Annotated in this window: 16 protein-coding genes; 7 read left to right on the top strand and 9 right to left on the bottom strand. The window is 57.5% G+C overall.

Annotated elements, in window-relative coordinates; all coding sequences use genetic code 11:
* Positions 1–85: 85 nt before the first annotated feature.
* A complete protein-coding gene (gene yccS, locus PMI23_RS09195; RefSeq protein ID WP_007913783.1) occupies positions 86–2,278 on the top strand; it encodes a YccS family putative transporter in 2,193 nt (730 codons plus the stop codon).
* Positions 2,279–2,390: 112 nt separating this feature from the next.
* Here yccS and PMI23_RS09190 read toward each other — a convergent pair whose 3' ends face one another.
* Positions 2,391–3,128, bottom strand: coding sequence for a substrate-binding periplasmic protein (locus tag PMI23_RS09190; RefSeq protein ID WP_007913782.1), 738 nt, complete (start codon positions 3,126–3,128; stop codon positions 2,391–2,393).
* Between the two features lie 255 nt (positions 3,129–3,383).
* Between PMI23_RS09190 and PMI23_RS09185 the strand changes: the two genes are divergently transcribed.
* Positions 3,384–3,836, top strand: a complete 453-nt coding sequence (locus PMI23_RS09185; protein ID WP_007913781.1) for a GNAT family N-acetyltransferase — start codon at positions 3,384–3,386, stop codon at positions 3,834–3,836.
* A gap of 200 nt (positions 3,837–4,036) precedes the next feature.
* Here PMI23_RS09185 and PMI23_RS09180 read toward each other — a convergent pair whose 3' ends face one another.
* From PMI23_RS09180 to PMI23_RS09170, 3 genes are read right to left on the bottom strand one after another with little or no spacing between them, the layout of a single operon-like run.
* The gene (locus PMI23_RS09180) at positions 4,037–4,333 is read right to left on the bottom strand and encodes a winged helix-turn-helix domain-containing protein (protein WP_007913779.1); all 297 of its coding nucleotides are present in this window, start codon (positions 4,331–4,333) and stop codon (positions 4,037–4,039) included.
* Positions 4,334–4,357: 24 nt separating this feature from the next.
* Positions 4,358–4,852: a M48 metallopeptidase family protein gene (locus PMI23_RS09175; RefSeq protein WP_007913778.1), complete on the bottom strand. Its 495-nt coding sequence runs from the start codon at positions 4,850–4,852 to the stop codon at positions 4,358–4,360.
* Between the two features lie 44 nt (positions 4,853–4,896).
* Positions 4,897–7,020 (bottom strand): putative bifunctional diguanylate cyclase/phosphodiesterase, encoded by a 2,124-nt coding sequence (locus PMI23_RS09170; RefSeq protein WP_007949769.1) that lies wholly within the window; start codon positions 7,018–7,020, stop codon positions 4,897–4,899.
* A 321-nt stretch (positions 7,021–7,341) separates the two neighbouring features.
* On the opposite strand from PMI23_RS09170, the gene PMI23_RS09165 reads away from it, so the two are divergent.
* The 5 genes from PMI23_RS09165 (at position 7,342) to PMI23_RS09145 (ending at position 11,040) form a co-directional block, all read left to right on the top strand.
* Positions 7,342–8,010, top strand: coding sequence for a polysaccharide lyase family 7 protein (locus PMI23_RS09165; RefSeq protein WP_007913770.1), 669 nt, complete (start codon positions 7,342–7,344; stop codon positions 8,008–8,010).
* 457 nt (positions 8,011–8,467) lie between these two features.
* Positions 8,468–8,830: a DUF6124 family protein gene (locus PMI23_RS09160; protein ID WP_007913768.1), complete on the top strand. Its 363-nt coding sequence runs from the start codon at positions 8,468–8,470 to the stop codon at positions 8,828–8,830.
* Between the two features lie 101 nt (positions 8,831–8,931).
* Positions 8,932–9,183 carry a helix-turn-helix domain-containing protein gene (locus PMI23_RS09155; RefSeq protein ID WP_007913766.1) on the top strand — a complete coding sequence of 84 codons (252 nt, stop codon included), beginning with the start codon at positions 8,932–8,934 and terminating at the stop codon, positions 9,181–9,183.
* The gene (locus PMI23_RS09150) at positions 9,180–10,379 is read left to right on the top strand and encodes a type II toxin-antitoxin system HipA family toxin (RefSeq protein ID WP_007913764.1); all 1,200 of its coding nucleotides are present in this window, start codon (positions 9,180–9,182) and stop codon (positions 10,377–10,379) included. The genes PMI23_RS09155 and PMI23_RS09150 overlap by 4 nt, the downstream gene beginning before the upstream one ends.
* 310 nt (positions 10,380–10,689) lie before the next feature.
* Positions 10,690–11,040: a hypothetical protein gene (locus PMI23_RS09145; protein WP_007913762.1), complete on the top strand. Its 351-nt coding sequence runs from the start codon at positions 10,690–10,692 to the stop codon at positions 11,038–11,040.
* A gap of 93 nt (positions 11,041–11,133) precedes the next feature.
* Here PMI23_RS09145 and fba read toward each other — a convergent pair whose 3' ends face one another.
* From fba to epd, 5 genes are all read right to left on the bottom strand, one after another.
* Positions 11,134–12,198, bottom strand: a complete 1,065-nt coding sequence (gene fba / locus PMI23_RS09140; RefSeq protein ID WP_007913760.1) for a class II fructose-bisphosphate aldolase — start codon at positions 12,196–12,198, stop codon at positions 11,134–11,136.
* A 252-nt stretch (positions 12,199–12,450) separates the two neighbouring features.
* A complete protein-coding gene (locus PMI23_RS09135) occupies positions 12,451–12,783 on the bottom strand; it encodes an MliC family protein (protein WP_007913757.1) in 333 nt (110 codons plus the stop codon).
* Between the two features lie 57 nt (positions 12,784–12,840).
* Positions 12,841–13,062 (bottom strand): hypothetical protein, encoded by a 222-nt coding sequence (locus PMI23_RS09130; protein WP_007913756.1) that lies wholly within the window; start codon positions 13,060–13,062, stop codon positions 12,841–12,843.
* Positions 13,063–13,096: 34 nt separating this feature from the next.
* A complete protein-coding gene (locus PMI23_RS09125) occupies positions 13,097–14,260 on the bottom strand; it encodes a phosphoglycerate kinase (RefSeq protein ID WP_007913753.1) in 1,164 nt (387 codons plus the stop codon).
* Positions 14,261–14,272: 12 nt separating this feature from the next.
* On the bottom strand, positions 14,273–15,325 hold the full coding sequence (epd, locus tag PMI23_RS09120) for an erythrose-4-phosphate dehydrogenase (protein ID WP_007913751.1): 1,053 nt from the start codon (positions 15,323–15,325) through the stop codon (positions 14,273–14,275).
* Positions 15,326–15,376 lie beyond the last annotated feature (51 nt).

Below are 15,376 nucleotides of genomic sequence, written 5' to 3'. Positions count from 1 at the left end.
TGCTGTCAGATGTGATCGGCGCCATTGCGTCGGCGTCATTACTGGCTCAATTTAGCGGCATCGCCTCGGAAGGCCTTCGCACTTCATGTCCTCGACCTCGTTTCGTCAGTCTTTGCGGCGCCTGTGGGCGCTGGATAAATTCAGCTATAGCGTGCGGGTGTTCATCGCCCTGACCGGCAGCATGGCGCTGTGTTGGTATCAGGATGAAATGGGCCTGCTGATCCCGTTGTTCCTGGGGATTATCGCCAGCGCCCTGGCCGAGACCGACGACAGTTGGCAGGGCCGCCTCAACGCCCTCGCCGTGACACTGGTGTGCTTCAGCATCGCCGCACTGTCGGTGGAATTGCTCTTCCCCTACCCCATCGTGTTTGCCATTGCATTGGCGCTGGCCAGTTTCGGCCTGACCATGCTCGGGGCACTCGGCGAGCGTTATGGCGCGATTGCTTCGGCGACGTTGATTCTGTCCGTATACACAATGATCGGCGTTGATCAGCGCGGTGGCGCGGTCACCGATTTTTGGCACGAGCCGATGCTGCTGGTGGCCGGGGCGGCGTGGTACGGCTTGCTCTCGGTGCTGTGGCAGGCGCTGTTTTCCAACCAGCCGGTGCAACAAAGTCTGGCGCGATTATTCCGTGAGCTGGGCTTTTACCTGAAGCTGAAATCCTCGCTGTTCGAGCCGATCCGGCAAATGGATGTGGAAGCGCGGCGTCTGGAACTGGCCCAGCAGAACGGTCGCGTGGTGGCGGCGCTGAACAGTGCCAAGGAAATCATCCTGCACCGCGTCGGCAACGGCCGCCCCGGCTCGAAAGTCAGCCGCTACCTGAAGCTGTATTTCCTCGCGCAAGACATCCACGAACGCGCCAGCTCCTCGCACTACCCGTACAACGCGCTGGCCGAAGCGTTTTTCCACAGCGACGTGCTGTTCCGCTGCCAACGCCTGTTGCGCCAGCAAGGCAAGGCCTGCCGCGCTCTGGCCGAATCGATCCAGATGCGCCAGCCATTTATTTATGACGCGAGTTTCGCCGAAGCCCTCAGCGACCTCGACGCCTCCCTCGAACACCTGCGCATCCAGAGCAATCCGGCCTGGCGCGGATTGCTGCGTTCGCTGCGCGCACTGGCGGCCAACCTCGGCACCCTCGATCGTTTGCTCAGCGACGCGAGCAACCCGGATGCCTTGGCCGATGCGACCGACAGCAGCCTGCTCGACCGTTCGCCGCGCAACCTCAAGGACGTCTGGGTGCGCCTGCGCACGCAACTGACGCCGACTTCTCTGTTGTTCCGTCATGCCCTGCGCCTGCCCTTGGCCCTGAGTATCGGCTACGGCATGGTGCATCTGATTCACCCGTCGCAAGGCTACTGGATCATCCTCACCACGCTGTTCGTCTGCCAGCCGAACTATGGCGCGACGCGGCGCAAACTCGGTCAGCGGATCCTTGGCACCGCCATCGGCCTGACCGTGGCATGGGCGCTGTTCGATCTGTTCCCGAGTCCGTTGGTGCAGTCGTGCTTTGCCATCGCCGCCGGCGTGGTGTTCTTTACCAACCGCACCACCCGCTACACCCTCGCGACGGCGGCGATCACCATCATGGTGCTGTTCTGCTTCAACCAGGTCGGTGACGGTTACGGACTGTTCCTGCCACGGCTGTTCGATACGCTGCTGGGCAGCCTGATTGCCGGCCTGACGGTATTCCTGTTCCTGCCGGACTGGCAGGGTCGACGCCTGAATAAAGTGCTGGCCAACACCCTGACCTGCAACAGCATCTACCTGCGCCAGATCATGCAGCAATACGCCGCGGGCAAGAGCGACGATCTCGCGTATCGGCTGGCCCGGCGCAATGCGCACAACGCTGATGCGGCGCTGTCGACGACACTGGCAAACATGCTCATGGAGCCGGGGCATTTCCGTAAGGAAGCGGATGTCGGCTTCCGCTTTCTGGTGCTGTCGCACACGTTGTTGAGTTATCTGTCAGGGTTGGGCGCGCATCGCGAGACGCAGTTGCCGGCAGATGTGCGTGAGCAGTTGATTGATGGCGCCGGGGTGAAACTGGCGACGAGCATTGATGAAATCGCCCAAGGGCTGGCGAACAAGCAGCCGGTGGCGATTCAGAGTGACGAGGAAGAAGCGCTGGCCAATGAGCTGGAGCAGATGGCTGATGAGATCGATGAGGGGCAGCGGCTGGTGCAGACGCAGTTGGCGTTGATCTGCCGGCAGTTGGGGCCGTTGCGGACGTTGGCGGCGCATCTGATCAAGGACACCTCAGAAATCAGCGGCGGTTGACAGGGCGTCATCGCGAGCAGGCTCACTCCTACAGGGGAACGCATTCCAAATTGTAGGAGTGAGCCTGCTCGCGATAGCGACATCTGCCACACAGAGGATTCTGGATCGACCCTCACATCCCATGCTGCCTCAACAACTTGTCATAACTGCCATCCGCCTTCATCGCCGCAATCGCCTTATCAAATCCCGCGACAATCTGCTCATGCTGCGGATTCTTCAGGCTCACCAGAATGTGCAGGCTGTTCTCACTCAACGGCTTGGGCAAAAATTCCACTGAATTGCGCACCTTGGCTGATTCGCGCGCCAGGTAATACTTCGCCACATACTCATCCTCCAGCGTCAACTTGACCCGATCCGCCGCGAGCATGCGCACGGCCATGGCGAAGTTATGCACAGGGACTTTCTGCAACGCCGTGTCGGCATCGAACGGCGCCGAATAGGCATAGCCGCGCACCACCGCAATCGGGTACGTGTGCAATTGCTGCAGATTGGAATAATCGAGTGGCGTGTCTTTGCGCTTGAGAAAGCGGATGCGGTTGAGCAGATATTCCCCGGAAAACTCGCCCAGCTTGGTCCGCTCATCGTTGTACCAGGCGTTGACCAACACGTCGTAGCGGCCTTCGCCGACACCGAGCAGCGCCCGCGCCCAAGGCACCTGTTCGTAGCCGCTGGCATAACCGGCCCGGGCCAGGGCAGTCGTGACGATGTCGGTGGCCAGTCCGCCGTTGACCAGCGTGTCGTCGGTAAAGGGTGGCCAGATATCAAACACCAGCCGCAGCTTCTCCGCTGCAGCAGTCTGAGCCAGCAAGAGCAATCCGACCAAAGCAAAGGCTCGATGCAAACGCGGCATGCTTGAAAATCCTTAGCGGGCAGGTTGCCCAGCATGTTTTCAGCCAAAACCCCAAGGCCCCTTACCGGCAAAACCCAGGCCCTAACATTAGCTCATTGCAGCCAGTGCACAGGGCTCTTCAGCAGATTACACAAAGTCGCCGAGACTGCGAGAAAGGAATGATGGCATTTTGACCTTTGTCACAGACTCTTACGCCATAAAGACATCTTTGCCGCAGGCGCTTAGTATCGGGCGACACGTTCAAGGAATCGGCAAATGACAATCGAATGGGTCTGCAAACATCACAGTGATCTGGGCAAGGAACAGCTGTACGCGCTGTTGAAGCTGCGCTCGGACGTGTTCGTGGTTGAACAGAAATGCGCTTATCCGGACCTCGACGGTCAGGATCTGGAAGGCGATACCTATCACCTGATGGGTTGGGAAGATGATCAGTTGATGGCCTACCTGCGCCTGCTGGATCCGGAATCCCAGGGCGGCGACGTGGTGATCGGCCGGGTGATTACTGCACCGCAGGGGCGCGGCAGAGGGCTCGGGCACGAAATGATGGAGCAGGCGCTGAAACAGGCTGAAAAGCATTGGCCGCAGGTGCCGATCTATCTGTCGGCACAGGCGCATTTGCAGGGGTATTACGGCAAGTACGGGTTTGTTGTGGCGGGTGAAGAGTATCTGGAGGATGACATTCCACACATCGGGATGCGTCGTGCCTGAACAGCCCCTCACCCTAGCCCTCTCCCGGAGGGAGAGGGGACTGACCGAGTTGTGCTGCGCTATCCGCCGACCTGAAAAACCGAGTCGATTATGGATTCAACGGCGCTCGCTCACGTCGGCGTAACTCTCAAATATCCCCCAATCGGCTCCCTCTCCCTCCGGGAGAGGGCTGGGCGGGCGGCGTTCCGATGAGGGGCTCTTCAGGGATACTCCAGAACAGCCTTGATCTGCCGCAAATTCCTCTCGATCCACCCCCGATCAATCGCCCCCCACTCGCGAATCCGATAGCGCCCGGCATGATTACGCGCGCCCTCTTCCTGCTCAAATTCACAAACGATATCCAGATCCGCCAACGCCGCAATCGTGTCCTGCGCCGTACGCCTGGGCATGCCGGTCACTTCGGTCAGCGTCGGCACACTCGGCGCCAGACCGCTGTCGATCAGATAAGCCACGTACAAACGGCGATAGAAACTGCTTTTGGTCTTGCTGACGTCCATCCCCACCTTCCTGGTTGCGTACGGTTAAGCCTGCATATCCCGCCACGTCAGGTACACGCGCAGATCGAACTCGATCTGGTGATACCCCGGCAGCATGTGCTCGCACAATTTATAAAAAGCTTTGTTGTGATCCGACTCTTTGAAGTGCGCCAGTTCATGCACCACGATCATTTTCAGAAAGTCCGGCGCGGCGTCCTTGAACAACGAGGCGATACGAATCTCTTTCTTGGCCTTGAGCTTGCCGCCCTGCACCCGCGACACCGTGGTGTGCAGACCGAGGGCGCGGTGCGTCAGGTCGAGGCGATTGTCGAACAGCACCTTGTCGATGGCCGGCGCGTTGCGCAGGTATTCCTGCTTCAAGTCCAGCGCATAGCTGTACAAAGCCTTGTCGCTCTGCACGTCGTGCCGTCCCGGATAGCGTTGATTCAGGTAATCACCCAGACGCCCTTCGGCGATCAGTTGGCGCACCTGATCCTGTAATTGCGCGGGATAGGCCTGGAGGTACTTCAACACAGTCATGGACAAGCGACACGGTTCGAAAAAGGTCCGCCAGTGTAGCGAATTCAAACGGGCAGCGCGCTCCAGTCAAACGGCTCGGCGAAGCTGACCGCGTCCTCGGCGATCAATGGCCGGGCCACGAGGAAGCCCTGCACATACTCGCAGCCGTGGGCTTGCAGCCATTGGTATTGCTCGATGGTTTCAACGCCCTCGGCGATCACCAGCAAACCGTATTGCTTGCACAGACTGATGACCGTGCTGACCAGCGAGGCGTCGCGTTTGGAGTCCGGCAATCGCGCGATGAGATGGCGATCAATTTTCAGCGTATCGAGTTCCAGATCGCGCAGATGCGCCAGCGAACACGGCCCGGAACCGAAGTCATCCAGCGCCACCCGCACCCCGAGATTGCGCAGCAAACGCAGCTGTTTGCGGGTTTCGTCGGGGTTTTGCATCAGCGCTTCTTCGGTGACTTCGACCTCCAGTTGCCGAGGCTGCAAGGCGTGTCGCTCCATCACCTGACGCAACTCGGTGACCAGATTCGGCAGACTGAACTGGGTGTTGCTCAAACTCACGCCGAGCACCAGATCCTCGGCAAACAGGGTTTCCCAGGCTTTACGCTGACCGGCTCCGCGATGATAAATCCAGCTGCCGAGGCGGCTGATCAGCCGCGCCTCTTCCAGCAGCGGCAAGAACAACCCCGGCGGCACATCGCCGACACTCGGGTGCTGCCAGCGCAACAACGCTTCAAAGCCACGAATCTGGCCCGTGTCGATAGCCACTTGCGGTTGATAGACCAGATTGAAATCGCGATTCTCGATGGCGGCACGCACGCTCTCTTCGAGCATCAACCGCGAGCGCGCCCTACCGTTCATTTCATGATCATAAAAGCGATATTGCTGACGCCCGGCGCGCTTGGCTTCGTACATGGCGATGTCGGATGCACGCAGCAATCCGTCGAGGTTCGAGCCGCAATCCGGATAAGTGGCGATGCCGATACTCGCGCCCAAAGCGATGTCCAACCCTTCGATCTGCTGACAGATCGACACCCGCTCGATGAGTTTTTCGGCAATCTTCGCCGCTTGCTCGGGGAACTCCAGATCCAGCAGCGCGGTGAATTCATCACCGCCCATGCGCGCGAGAATGTCGAACGGTCGCAGGCAGGCCTTCAATTGCTCGGAGACCCAGCGCAACACCCGGTCGCCGGCATCGTGACCGAGTGAATCGTTGACCCGTTTGAAGCCATCAAGATCCAGATACAGCAAGACCCAACTGCTATCACTGCGCTCACCACGCAACAGCAGATTTTCAACAGTCTGGTAAAAGCCGCGGCGGTTGAGCAACCCGGTCAGTGGATCGGTCACCGCTTGGAATTCAAGCTGCTGGTGCAAGTGCCGCACCACCGACATGTCCAGCACGGTCACCACCATCGCGTGTTGCTCGGCAGGCAACGCCGCACACGACAAGGCTACCGGCACTTGCTGGCCGGGCGCCGTGCGTAGCAAGGCGTCGTGCAGCCTTAGCGTTTCGCCACGCTTGTAGCTGGCATAAAACTCGGAATCGGCCCACAGCGGAATGTGCGGCTTCTGTAGAAAATCGAGAAACTCTTTACCTTCCAGCTCCTTCACCGGCGCATTCAACAACCGCGAAATCGCCGGATTGGCAAAGCGGATCAAACCGTCTTCGCCCACCACCAGAATGCCTTCAGCCGCGTTATCCAGCACCGAGGCATTGAAGGCGCGCGCCAGTTCCAGGTCATGACTCAGGCGCTGCAAGGCGCGGCGATTGCGCTGGTGTTCCAGCAACGCCTGCACTTTGGGCTTGAGAATCTGTGGGTCGAACGGTTTGAACAGGTAATCCACCGCGCCACTGGCGTAGCCCTTGATCACGGCGTCCTGGGATTGCTCGTTGGCGGTCAGAAAGATAATCGGCGTCAGGCGCGTGCGCTGGCTGCCACGCATCAGCCGCGCCACTTCAAAGCCGTCCATGCCCGGCATTTGCACGTCCAGCAGCACCAGATCGACGTCGTGCGAGAGCAGAATATTGAGCGCTTCGAAACCGGAGGCTGCGGTGAGGACGTGCCAATCCTGGCGCTGCAGCAACGCGCGCATGCTGATCAGATTTTCAGGGTAATCATCAACGATCAAAAGGACAGAGTTGCCTTCACCTGGCGGGGGTTGCGCGCATTCCATGCTGCTTCTCTTGTCGGGACTTTTGGTCGGCTTCCGGTAAAAACCGCACACATACTGAGCCTTCACTCTAGTACTGGATCCAAGAAAGCAGAAGCTGTCATCAGGCCATCATTTAACCAAAGCGTGAATTTGCCGACTAACGGTCACCGCTGAAGCCCCCGGGAACCGGCATAGATGGCATTTCGACAGGATGTTGACGTCAATCATCTGCCAAACGGGCGTTAACAAATTTTCCCTCTACGCTTATAAAGGCCGCCCCAAAACGTGCGGGCTAGAGCTTCTGGCACGTACGTGCAGCGAATTTTGAGTGGAAGAACAGACATGATCGATCTCGCAACCTGGAACCTCAGCGTTCCCGTTGGCAGCCCGCCATACACCGTCGAAACCTCCAAACTGGTGAACGGCTTCAAAGATCAATACTTCCATTCCGACACCGGCACCTTATTCTTCTGGTCACCGGTTACCGGGTCAAAAACCGAAAACGCCATCTACCCGCGCACCGAACTGCGTGAAACCTACAGCAACGGCACCCTGCGCAACTGGTATTACCCGGATGCCGACAACCTGCTGCGGGCGACCCTCACCGTCAACAAAGTGCCCAGCTCGGGCAAGATCGTCATCGGCCAGATTCATGCTTATGAAAGTCAGAAGCCGATGGTCAAACTTGAATATCAGTACAAGACAAAAACAGAAACCGGCAATCTGGTGATCAAAGTGCGCATGCACCCGGATGACGACGAAAGTCGCGTCATCACCCTCGCCACCGGGGTCAAACTGGATCGCGAATTCAACTACCTTATTCACCTGAGTCCTGGCGGTGCGTTGGGTGTCAGTGCGGCGGGTTATCAGTGGGATTCACAGATCAGCGCGACCTGGCGCAACAAGCCGTTGTACTTCAAGGCTGGGGTTTATGTGCAGGACAACACCGGGTATACGAGTGAGGGTGGGCAAGTGACCTTCTCCAAACTCGACATCGATCACGACAAATAACCCAATCCCCACGGTAGGAGCTGCCGAAGGCTGCGATCTTTTGATCCTGTTTTTGATTCTGAAAAGACAAAATCAAAAGATCGCAGCCTTCGGCAGCTCCTACCTTTAAACAGTGCTGTTTAGATCTGTCGGCGGTTACTTCCGGATGCCTACAAGGCCTTGCGCCGTTGCCTACCACTACGCCAGAATCCGCCGGCTTGTGCGCCTGGCGGGCCATCGGTAACTTGATTCGCGTCACTGATTTCCAGTGATCGGGTTTAGTAGCCCGTGGTTTCAAGCGTTGTGCACAAGCATCTGTCAGTCAGGTATTCCCATACCTGCGCTTGATGGTAGCTGTGCGCAGGGCACCTTCGGGTGCGCCGGCTTGCTCGAAACCCCGGTCTACTAACCTGCGTACAGTTGCCTCCACTTTGATTTAGTAGCCAGAGCGGGGGCACTCCAATCAGGTTTCGAGCAAATGACAAAATCAACGCCGCACCCGCCAGAAACAGATCCCGCATCCCCGTACGAATCCCTCGACTCAAAAAAACTCAACGACGCCGCCGAACGCGCCCTTGACCATTACCTCAAACCGTCCGCTTTCATCATGGCTAGCACGCATAAACCCGAACCCATGTACCTCGCCAACCCGAAGTACAACACCGAATCCCTGCTGGCCAACGCCAGCGAAACCTTGGGTTCTGCCAGCGAAATGCTCAACAACTTCGCCGCCATGCTCGACACCTCACACCGCAAGACCGCGCTAGGCATCGCGCAAGTGGTCATGCTCGGCGAACTGGCAGTGAATCAGGCACTGGATCATGTCGAGCTAAAGGAATAACCGACCACAAAAAAACCCGCCTTATGGCGGGTTTCTTAGGTCAAATGGATTAAATGTTCTGCATACGCTACATTGACATCAAAATGTTACGGTAGCGCAACATGGATTACTCTCTTTTAATTACCCGTCTCGGCATTCAATTACGTGAAAAACGTATAAATCGTGGCCTGACGCAGGCTCAGCTTGCCGATCTGGCGGGACTGACGCGATACAAAGTCATCGCGGTGGAGAAAGGCACCCTTTCTGTCGGCATGATCGCTTACGCACGCGTTTTGGCTGCTTTGGACTGTGAACTCTCGGTGGTTCCAGCAACGATGCCCACCCTTGAAGAGCTTGGAGATTTATTCGAATGAAAATGGCCTCTCTTCAAGTCAGCACCCCTGAAGGTAATAGCGGCAGACTGTTCAGCGATGCCGATGATTTCACTTTCCGTTATCACGAAGATGCATCGCCACAAATGGCGATCAGCCTCTCGATGCCTGTACGACATGACGACTTTCGTCGGCGTGAGTTGCACCCTGTTTTTCAAATGAACCTACCAGAAGGCTACGTACTGGAGCAGTTGCGCAACCGCTTGGCAAAGACTGTGAACGTCGACCCAATGCTGCTACTGGCGCTTTCCGGCAGTACATCGCCCATTGGCAGGGTTCATGTACGCTCTGAAACCGTTGATGCATTGTTGCAGGCGCAAGAATTTCCGGGAGAAAAACTCGAAGAGATTCTCACGTGGGACGGTACGGAAGATATCTTCGCCGACATGCTTGATCGCTACATCCTGCGGGCAGGCATTTCAGGTGTTCAACCCAAGTTGCTGGTGCCGGAGCGGCAAGAAATAGCATTGCCGAGAGTGACATCCAAAACCTCGGATCTGATCATCAAGAGTGGCAGAGACGAATTTCCGGGCCTGGCGATCAACGAATTCCTTTGCATGTCCATGGCGAAAGAGGCGGGTATTCCCGTCCCACCGTTTTACCTTTCCGACAACGCCAAGCTGTTTGTCATGCGTCGATTTGACCGCGACGACCAACTCAAGCCGATTGGGTTTGAAGACATGGCGGTGCTGATGGGGCTGTCGGCTAATCAGAAGTACAGCAAAAGTTATGCGGCAATCGCGAAGGCTATCCGAGTGTTTTGCCCGGCGAAACACTTGCGTACGTCGCTTGATCAACTTTTCGATAGCGTTGCCCTGAGTTGCATCGTTGGGAATGGCGACGCTCATTTGAAAAACTTCGGATTGCTCTATTCCGAACCGACGCGACGCGATGCGCATCTGGCGCCGGCTTACGACATCGTCAACACCACGGCCTATATTCCAGAAGATGTTCTGGCATTGGATCTGGCGGGTAACAAGTCAATGTTCGCCTCACGACAAGGGCTCCTGGAATTTGCCCACACCTGTGAAATCGACCAACCCAAGGAGCGCATTCAGCATCTGCTCGCCTCGGTTGAAGCCGTGCTCAAACGCTATCCTCAATATCGCGGACAGGCGCCTCATGTGATCAACGCCATTGAGCACGCGGCAGCGCCATTTTCTTTGACTTTTGGATAGCGTCGTTACCACGAGAAATCACCGCGCAGAAAAAACCGCCTCACGGCAGTTTTTTTGAATCAGAAGTTTAACTGCTCAAGCTTTTAACCTTAGCCTTGAAGCCCCCCTTCAGACAACACTGATACATCGCTTTCATACCTGTTTTTGCACCTCCTTGTTTTATTAAAAAACCAGAACCCTTATAGCGAAAAAATATTAAAACCTGTCATTTATTACAGGTTACCTGCAACTACCTTTCGCCTAATCTCATCGACGCAATACGAGACAACCTATTTAACTTTAATACTTGAATACACATAAGGCGTATATCATGAAAACTTACAACGGCTTTGTATTTAACTCCGCCGGCGAAGAGCATGCCGCCACACTCAAATTTGACGATCCAGCCCAGCAAACTGGCAAAATAAGTAACGGCTACATGGACTATTTCGGACTTGACTTCGCTGTCAATGGCGACTGCACAAAATCCACTTGGACTTATATTCTTACAGCGAAATCAGATGCCAAAAAAAGAGATGAGACCAAGCATGGCCCAAGCACTCTCAGTATTGAGATGAAATCAACTGATGGAACCGACAATAACTTGCTAGGCACAGTGACCGTTAAATACGGCGGGCCGAATTTAGGCCAAACCTATGGAATCAGATTCACAAAAGGTTGACAAACTTTTAGATAACTTCGTCAGGCGAAAAAGTCACCCCACAAAAAACCCGCCTCACGGCGGGTTTCTTTTGAAGCAGTCTAACGCTCAGGCTTAGTTAACCTTAGCGTTCAACTCACCCTTCAGATAACGCTGGTACATCGCTTCCAGCGAGATCGGTTTGATCTTCGAAGCATTACCGGCAGTACCGAACGCTTCATAACGAGCGATACACACGTCACGCATCGCAGTCACAGTCGCGCCGAAGAATTTACGCGGGTCGAATTCGCTCGGGTTGGTGGCCATCAGGCGACGCATCGCACCGGTGGATGCCAAGCGCAGGTCGGTGTCGATGTTGACCTTGCGCACGCCGTACTTGATGCCTTCGACGATTTCTTCAACCGGTACGCCGTAGGTTTCTTTGATGTCGCCGCCGTACTGGTTGATGATCGCCAGCCACTCTTGTGGCACCGAGGACGAACCGTGCATCACCAGGTGGGTGTTCGGGATGCGCTTGTGGATTTCTTTGATACGGTCGATCGCCAGAACGTCGCCGGTAGGTGGCTTGGTGAACTTGTAGGCGCCGTGGCTGGTGCCGATGGCGATGGCCAGGGCATCGACCTGGGTGCGTTTGACGAAGTCAGCGGCTTCTTCCGGGTCGGTCAGCATTTGGCTGTGATCCAGAACGCCTTCGGCGCCGATGCCGTCTTCTTCACCGGCCATGCCGGTTTCCAGCGAACCCAGGCAGCCCAGCTCGCCTTCTACCGAAACGCCGCAGGCGTGCGCCATGGCCACGGTTTGTTGGGTAACGCGGACGTTGTAGTCGTAGTCGGTCGGGGTCTTGCCGTCTTCGCCCAGCGAGCCGTCCATCATCACCGAGCTGAAGCCCAGTTGGATCGAGCGCTGGCAGACATCAGGGCTGGTGCCGTGATCCTGGTGCATGCACACCGGGATGTGCGGGAATTCTTCAATCGCGGCCAGGATCAGGTGACGCAGGAAAGGCGCGCCGGCGTATTTACGGGCGCCGGCCGAAGCCTGAACGATCACCGGGGAGTCAGTCTTGTCAGCGGCTTCCATGATGGCGCGCATCTGCTCAAGGTTGTTGACGTTGAAAGCTGGAACGCCGTAGCCGAATTCGGCTGCGTGGTCCAACATCTGGCGCATGCTGATAAGTGCCATTGTGTGTGTCTCTCCCGGTTGAGGGTCGTTAATCGTGCCAGCCTGCCGGAGCGGCGGCGGCTATTCAAGTGATTGCAGATCGGGGGTTGAGGCCCGGTCTGGTGATTCGATAAAGCCAATTCTTCAGAACTGCGCAGAACCCTTGTAGGAGTGAGCCTGCTCGCGATAGCCATCTTTCAGTCAATATTGCAGCGACTGTCAGGTCGCTATCGCGAGCAAGCTCACTCCTACATTGGGTCTGCGGTGATGCAATTACTGCGCTTTGCAGCCGCGGCCGATCAGGTCATTGGTGGCGACCCAGTACACCAGGCCTTCCTCTCCCTTGACGTGAAACGCCAGCATGCCGTCGCTGTACAGCGTGCCCGAGGCCCCCAGCTCTTCTTTCAGGCGATAGACCTGATCACCGCCACCCAGTCGAACGTCGACTTCCTTCTGGCTGGCATCGGCGTAACGCCACAGCACTTTGGCCTGGCTGTCGCAGGTCCAGGTGGTCCAGTTGTCCGCCGGAGCAGACGACTGAAACAGGTTCAACTGCGCGCAACCGCCCAACAATGCCAACGCCGCAATGGCGATCAAGCCTTTCATCCGTGTTCCTCGACTGACGGCGCATGCCGCCAGCCCTGAGTTAAAGAGTCAGACCCGTCAAGGACAACCATGTTCCTTGGCCGGGGTTTGCGTCTCGTATTTGTCCAGGCCGTCCGGCCCCGAGCGCTTGTTCAGCACCGGGTTGGTTTCGGCCTGCCAGTCGGCCTGATAACAGCCCTTCTGCGACTCGCTCGGCGCCGGCGTGGCTTCGGCCTTCGGGTTACTCCCGCAGGCCGCCAGCGTACCGGTCAGCAACAACAGCGCTAACGACTTGACCATGAAAACACTCCTTTGCCTGGCCAAACGGGCGGCCTCAGGCCTTGGCCCGGCTTTCCAGGACTTCAACGGCTGGCAGCACTTTGCCCTCGACGAACTCGAGGAACGCGCCACCACCGGTGGAAATGTAGGAGATTTGCTCAGCCACGCCATATTTATCGATCGCGGCCAGGGTGTCGCCACCGCCCGCAATGGAGAACGCCGAGCTTTCCGCGATGGCCTGGGCCAGCACTTTGGTGCCGTTGCCGAACTGGTCGAATTCGAACACGCCAACCGGACCGTTCCACAGAATGGTTTTCGACGATTTCAGCAGTTCGGCGAAGTTGGCTGCGGTTTGCGGGCCGATATCCAGAATCATGTCGTCAGCCGCGACGTCAGCGATCAGCTTGACGGTGGCTTCTGCGGTTTCAGCGAATTCTTTGGCGACTACTACGTCAACCGGCAGCGGCACGCTGACTTTGGCAGCGATGGCGCGCGCGGTGTCGAGCAGATCCGGTTCGTACAGGGATTTGCCAACCGGGTGACCGGCCGCCGCGAGGAAAGTGTTGGCGATGCCGCCGCCGACGATCAGTTGATCGCAGATCTGGCTCAGACTGTTCAGCACGTCGAGTTTGGTCGACACCTTGGAGCCGGCAACAATGGCCGCCATTGGCTGAGCCGGTGCGCCGAGGGCTTTGCCCAGTGCATCCAGTTCAGCGGCCAACAGTGGGCCAGCAGCAGCGACTTTAGCGAACTTGGCCACGCCGTGGGTCGAACCCTCGGCACGGTGAGCGGTGCCGAAAGCGTCCATCACGAACACGTCGCACAGGGCGGCGTATTGCTGGGCCAGTTCGTCAGCGTTCTTTTTCTCGCCTTTGTTGAAGCGCACGTTTTCGAACAGCACGATGTCGCCGGCCTTGACGTCAACGCCGCCCAGGTAATCAGCCACCAGTGGCACTTCACGGCCCAGCGCTTTGCTCAGGTAGTCAGCGACAGGCTTGAGGCTGTTCTCGGCGGAGAATTCGCCTTCGGTCGGACGGCCCAGGTGCGAGCAAACCATCACGGCCGCGCCTTTTTCCAGGGCCAGCTTGATGGTCGGCAGCGAAGCCAGGATACGCGCGTCGCTGGTGACAACACCGTCCTTGACTGGGACGTTGAGGTCTTCGCGGATCAATACGCGCTTACCTTGCAGATCGAGGTCGGACATCTTCAACACGGTCATGGGTCGCACTTCCTACGGTTTTTTTGAAGTTGCTGTTTGCAGATAGTGTTCTGCAACGTCCAGCATTCGGTTGGCAAAACCCCACTCGTTGTCGAACCAGGCCAGGATGTTCACCAGTTTGGGGCCGGAAACACGGGTCTGACTGGCATCGACGATGGCCGAATGTGGGTCATGGTTGAAATCACAACTGGCGTGCGGCAGCTCGGTATAGGCGAGCAGACCTTTGAGCGGGCCATGGGTGGCGGCTTCGCGCAGGATCCGGTTGACCTCATTGGCATCGGTCGCGGTGGCGGTCTGCATCGTGATGTCGAGGCAGGACACGTTGACCGTCGGCACGCGTACGGCTTTGGCCTGAATTCGCCCGGCAAGTTCCGGCAGCAGGCGCTCGATACCGCGCGCCAGACCAGTGGACACCGGGATCACCGACTGAAACGCCGAACGCGTGCGGCGCAGGTCTTCATGGTGATAGGCGTCGATCACCGGCTGATCGTTCATCGCCGAGTGAATCGTGGTGATCGACACGTAATCGAGGCCGATGGCCTTGTCGAGCAGGCGCAACAACGGCACGCCGCAGTTGGTGGTGCAGGAGGCGTTGGACACCAGCAGCTCGTCGCCGGTCAGGCAATCCTGATTGACGCCATAAACGATGGTGGCGTCGACATCCGCCTCGCTGGCCATCGGCTGCGAGAACAACACGCGTGGCGCGCCGGCGTCGAGAAAGCGCTGGCCGTCTTCACGGGTGTTGTAGGCACCGGAGCATTCGAGCACCAGATCGACGCCGAGTGACGCCCAATCGATGCCTTCGGGGGTGGCACTGCGCAGGACCTTCACGCAGTCGCCATTAATATGCAGACAATCGCCTTCTACTCGCACCTCGCCCGGGAAGCGGCCGTGGGTGGAGTCGAAGCGTGTCAGGTATTCGATGCTGGCCATGTCCGCCAGATCGTTGATCGCGACAATTTCAAACCCGGCTTTCTCGCCTCGCTCAAACAACGCACGCAAGACGCAACGACCAATCCGGCCGTAGCCGTTGAGTGCAACTTTGTAAGGACGCGGTTGAGGCATGGGGTTCTCGATAATATTCGCTACAACACAACCTCATGTAGGAGCTGCCGA

This window comes from Pseudomonas sp. GM24 (assembly GCF_000282235.1).
In the GTDB taxonomy this organism is placed as follows: Bacteria; Pseudomonadota; Gammaproteobacteria; order Pseudomonadales; family Pseudomonadaceae; genus Aquipseudomonas.
The sequence above is the reverse complement of the archived record's forward strand: the minus strand, read 5'-3'. Positions and strand labels throughout refer to the sequence as shown.

What these genes read in the sequence shown, in the direction of transcription:
- PMI23_RS09185 (WP_007913781.1), top strand. Translation starts at nt 3,384, where the DNA reads ATGACAATCGAATGGGTCTGCAAACATCACAGTGATCTGGGCAAGGAA.
- PMI23_RS09150 (WP_007913764.1), top strand. Translation starts at nt 9,180, where the DNA reads ATGAAAATGGCCTCTCTTCAAGTCAGCACCCCTGAAGGTAATAGCGGC.
- fba (WP_007913760.1), bottom strand. Translation starts at nt 12,198, where the DNA reads ATGGCACTTATCAGCATGCGCCAGATGTTGGACCACGCAGCCGAATTC.
- PMI23_RS09145 (WP_007913762.1), top strand. Translation starts at nt 10,690, where the DNA reads ATGAAAACTTACAACGGCTTTGTATTTAACTCCGCCGGCGAAGAGCAT.
- PMI23_RS09135 (WP_007913757.1), bottom strand. Translation starts at nt 12,783, where the DNA reads ATGAAAGGCTTGATCGCCATTGCGGCGTTGGCATTGTTGGGCGGTTGC.
- PMI23_RS09180 (WP_007913779.1), bottom strand. Translation starts at nt 4,333, where the DNA reads ATGGACGTCAGCAAGACCAAAAGCAGTTTCTATCGCCGTTTGTACGTG.
- PMI23_RS09130 (WP_007913756.1), bottom strand. Translation starts at nt 13,062, where the DNA reads ATGGTCAAGTCGTTAGCGCTGTTGTTGCTGACCGGTACGCTGGCGGCC.
- PMI23_RS09160 (WP_007913768.1), top strand. Translation starts at nt 8,468, where the DNA reads ATGACAAAATCAACGCCGCACCCGCCAGAAACAGATCCCGCATCCCCG.
- yccS (WP_007913783.1), top strand. Translation starts at nt 86, where the DNA reads ATGTCCTCGACCTCGTTTCGTCAGTCTTTGCGGCGCCTGTGGGCGCTG.
- PMI23_RS09125 (WP_007913753.1), bottom strand. Translation starts at nt 14,260, where the DNA reads ATGACCGTGTTGAAGATGTCCGACCTCGATCTGCAAGGTAAGCGCGTA.
- PMI23_RS09165 (WP_007913770.1), top strand. Translation starts at nt 7,342, where the DNA reads ATGATCGATCTCGCAACCTGGAACCTCAGCGTTCCCGTTGGCAGCCCG.
- PMI23_RS09155 (WP_007913766.1), top strand. Translation starts at nt 8,932, where the DNA reads ATGGATTACTCTCTTTTAATTACCCGTCTCGGCATTCAATTACGTGAA.
- epd (WP_007913751.1), bottom strand. Translation starts at nt 15,325, where the DNA reads ATGCCTCAACCGCGTCCTTACAAAGTTGCACTCAACGGCTACGGCCGG.
- PMI23_RS09175 (WP_007913778.1), bottom strand. Translation starts at nt 4,852, where the DNA reads ATGACTGTGTTGAAGTACCTCCAGGCCTATCCCGCGCAATTACAGGAT.
- PMI23_RS09170 (WP_007949769.1), bottom strand. Translation starts at nt 7,020, where the DNA reads ATGGAATGCGCGCAACCCCCGCCAGGTGAAGGCAACTCTGTCCTTTTG.
- PMI23_RS09190 (WP_007913782.1), bottom strand. Translation starts at nt 3,128, where the DNA reads ATGCCGCGTTTGCATCGAGCCTTTGCTTTGGTCGGATTGCTCTTGCTG.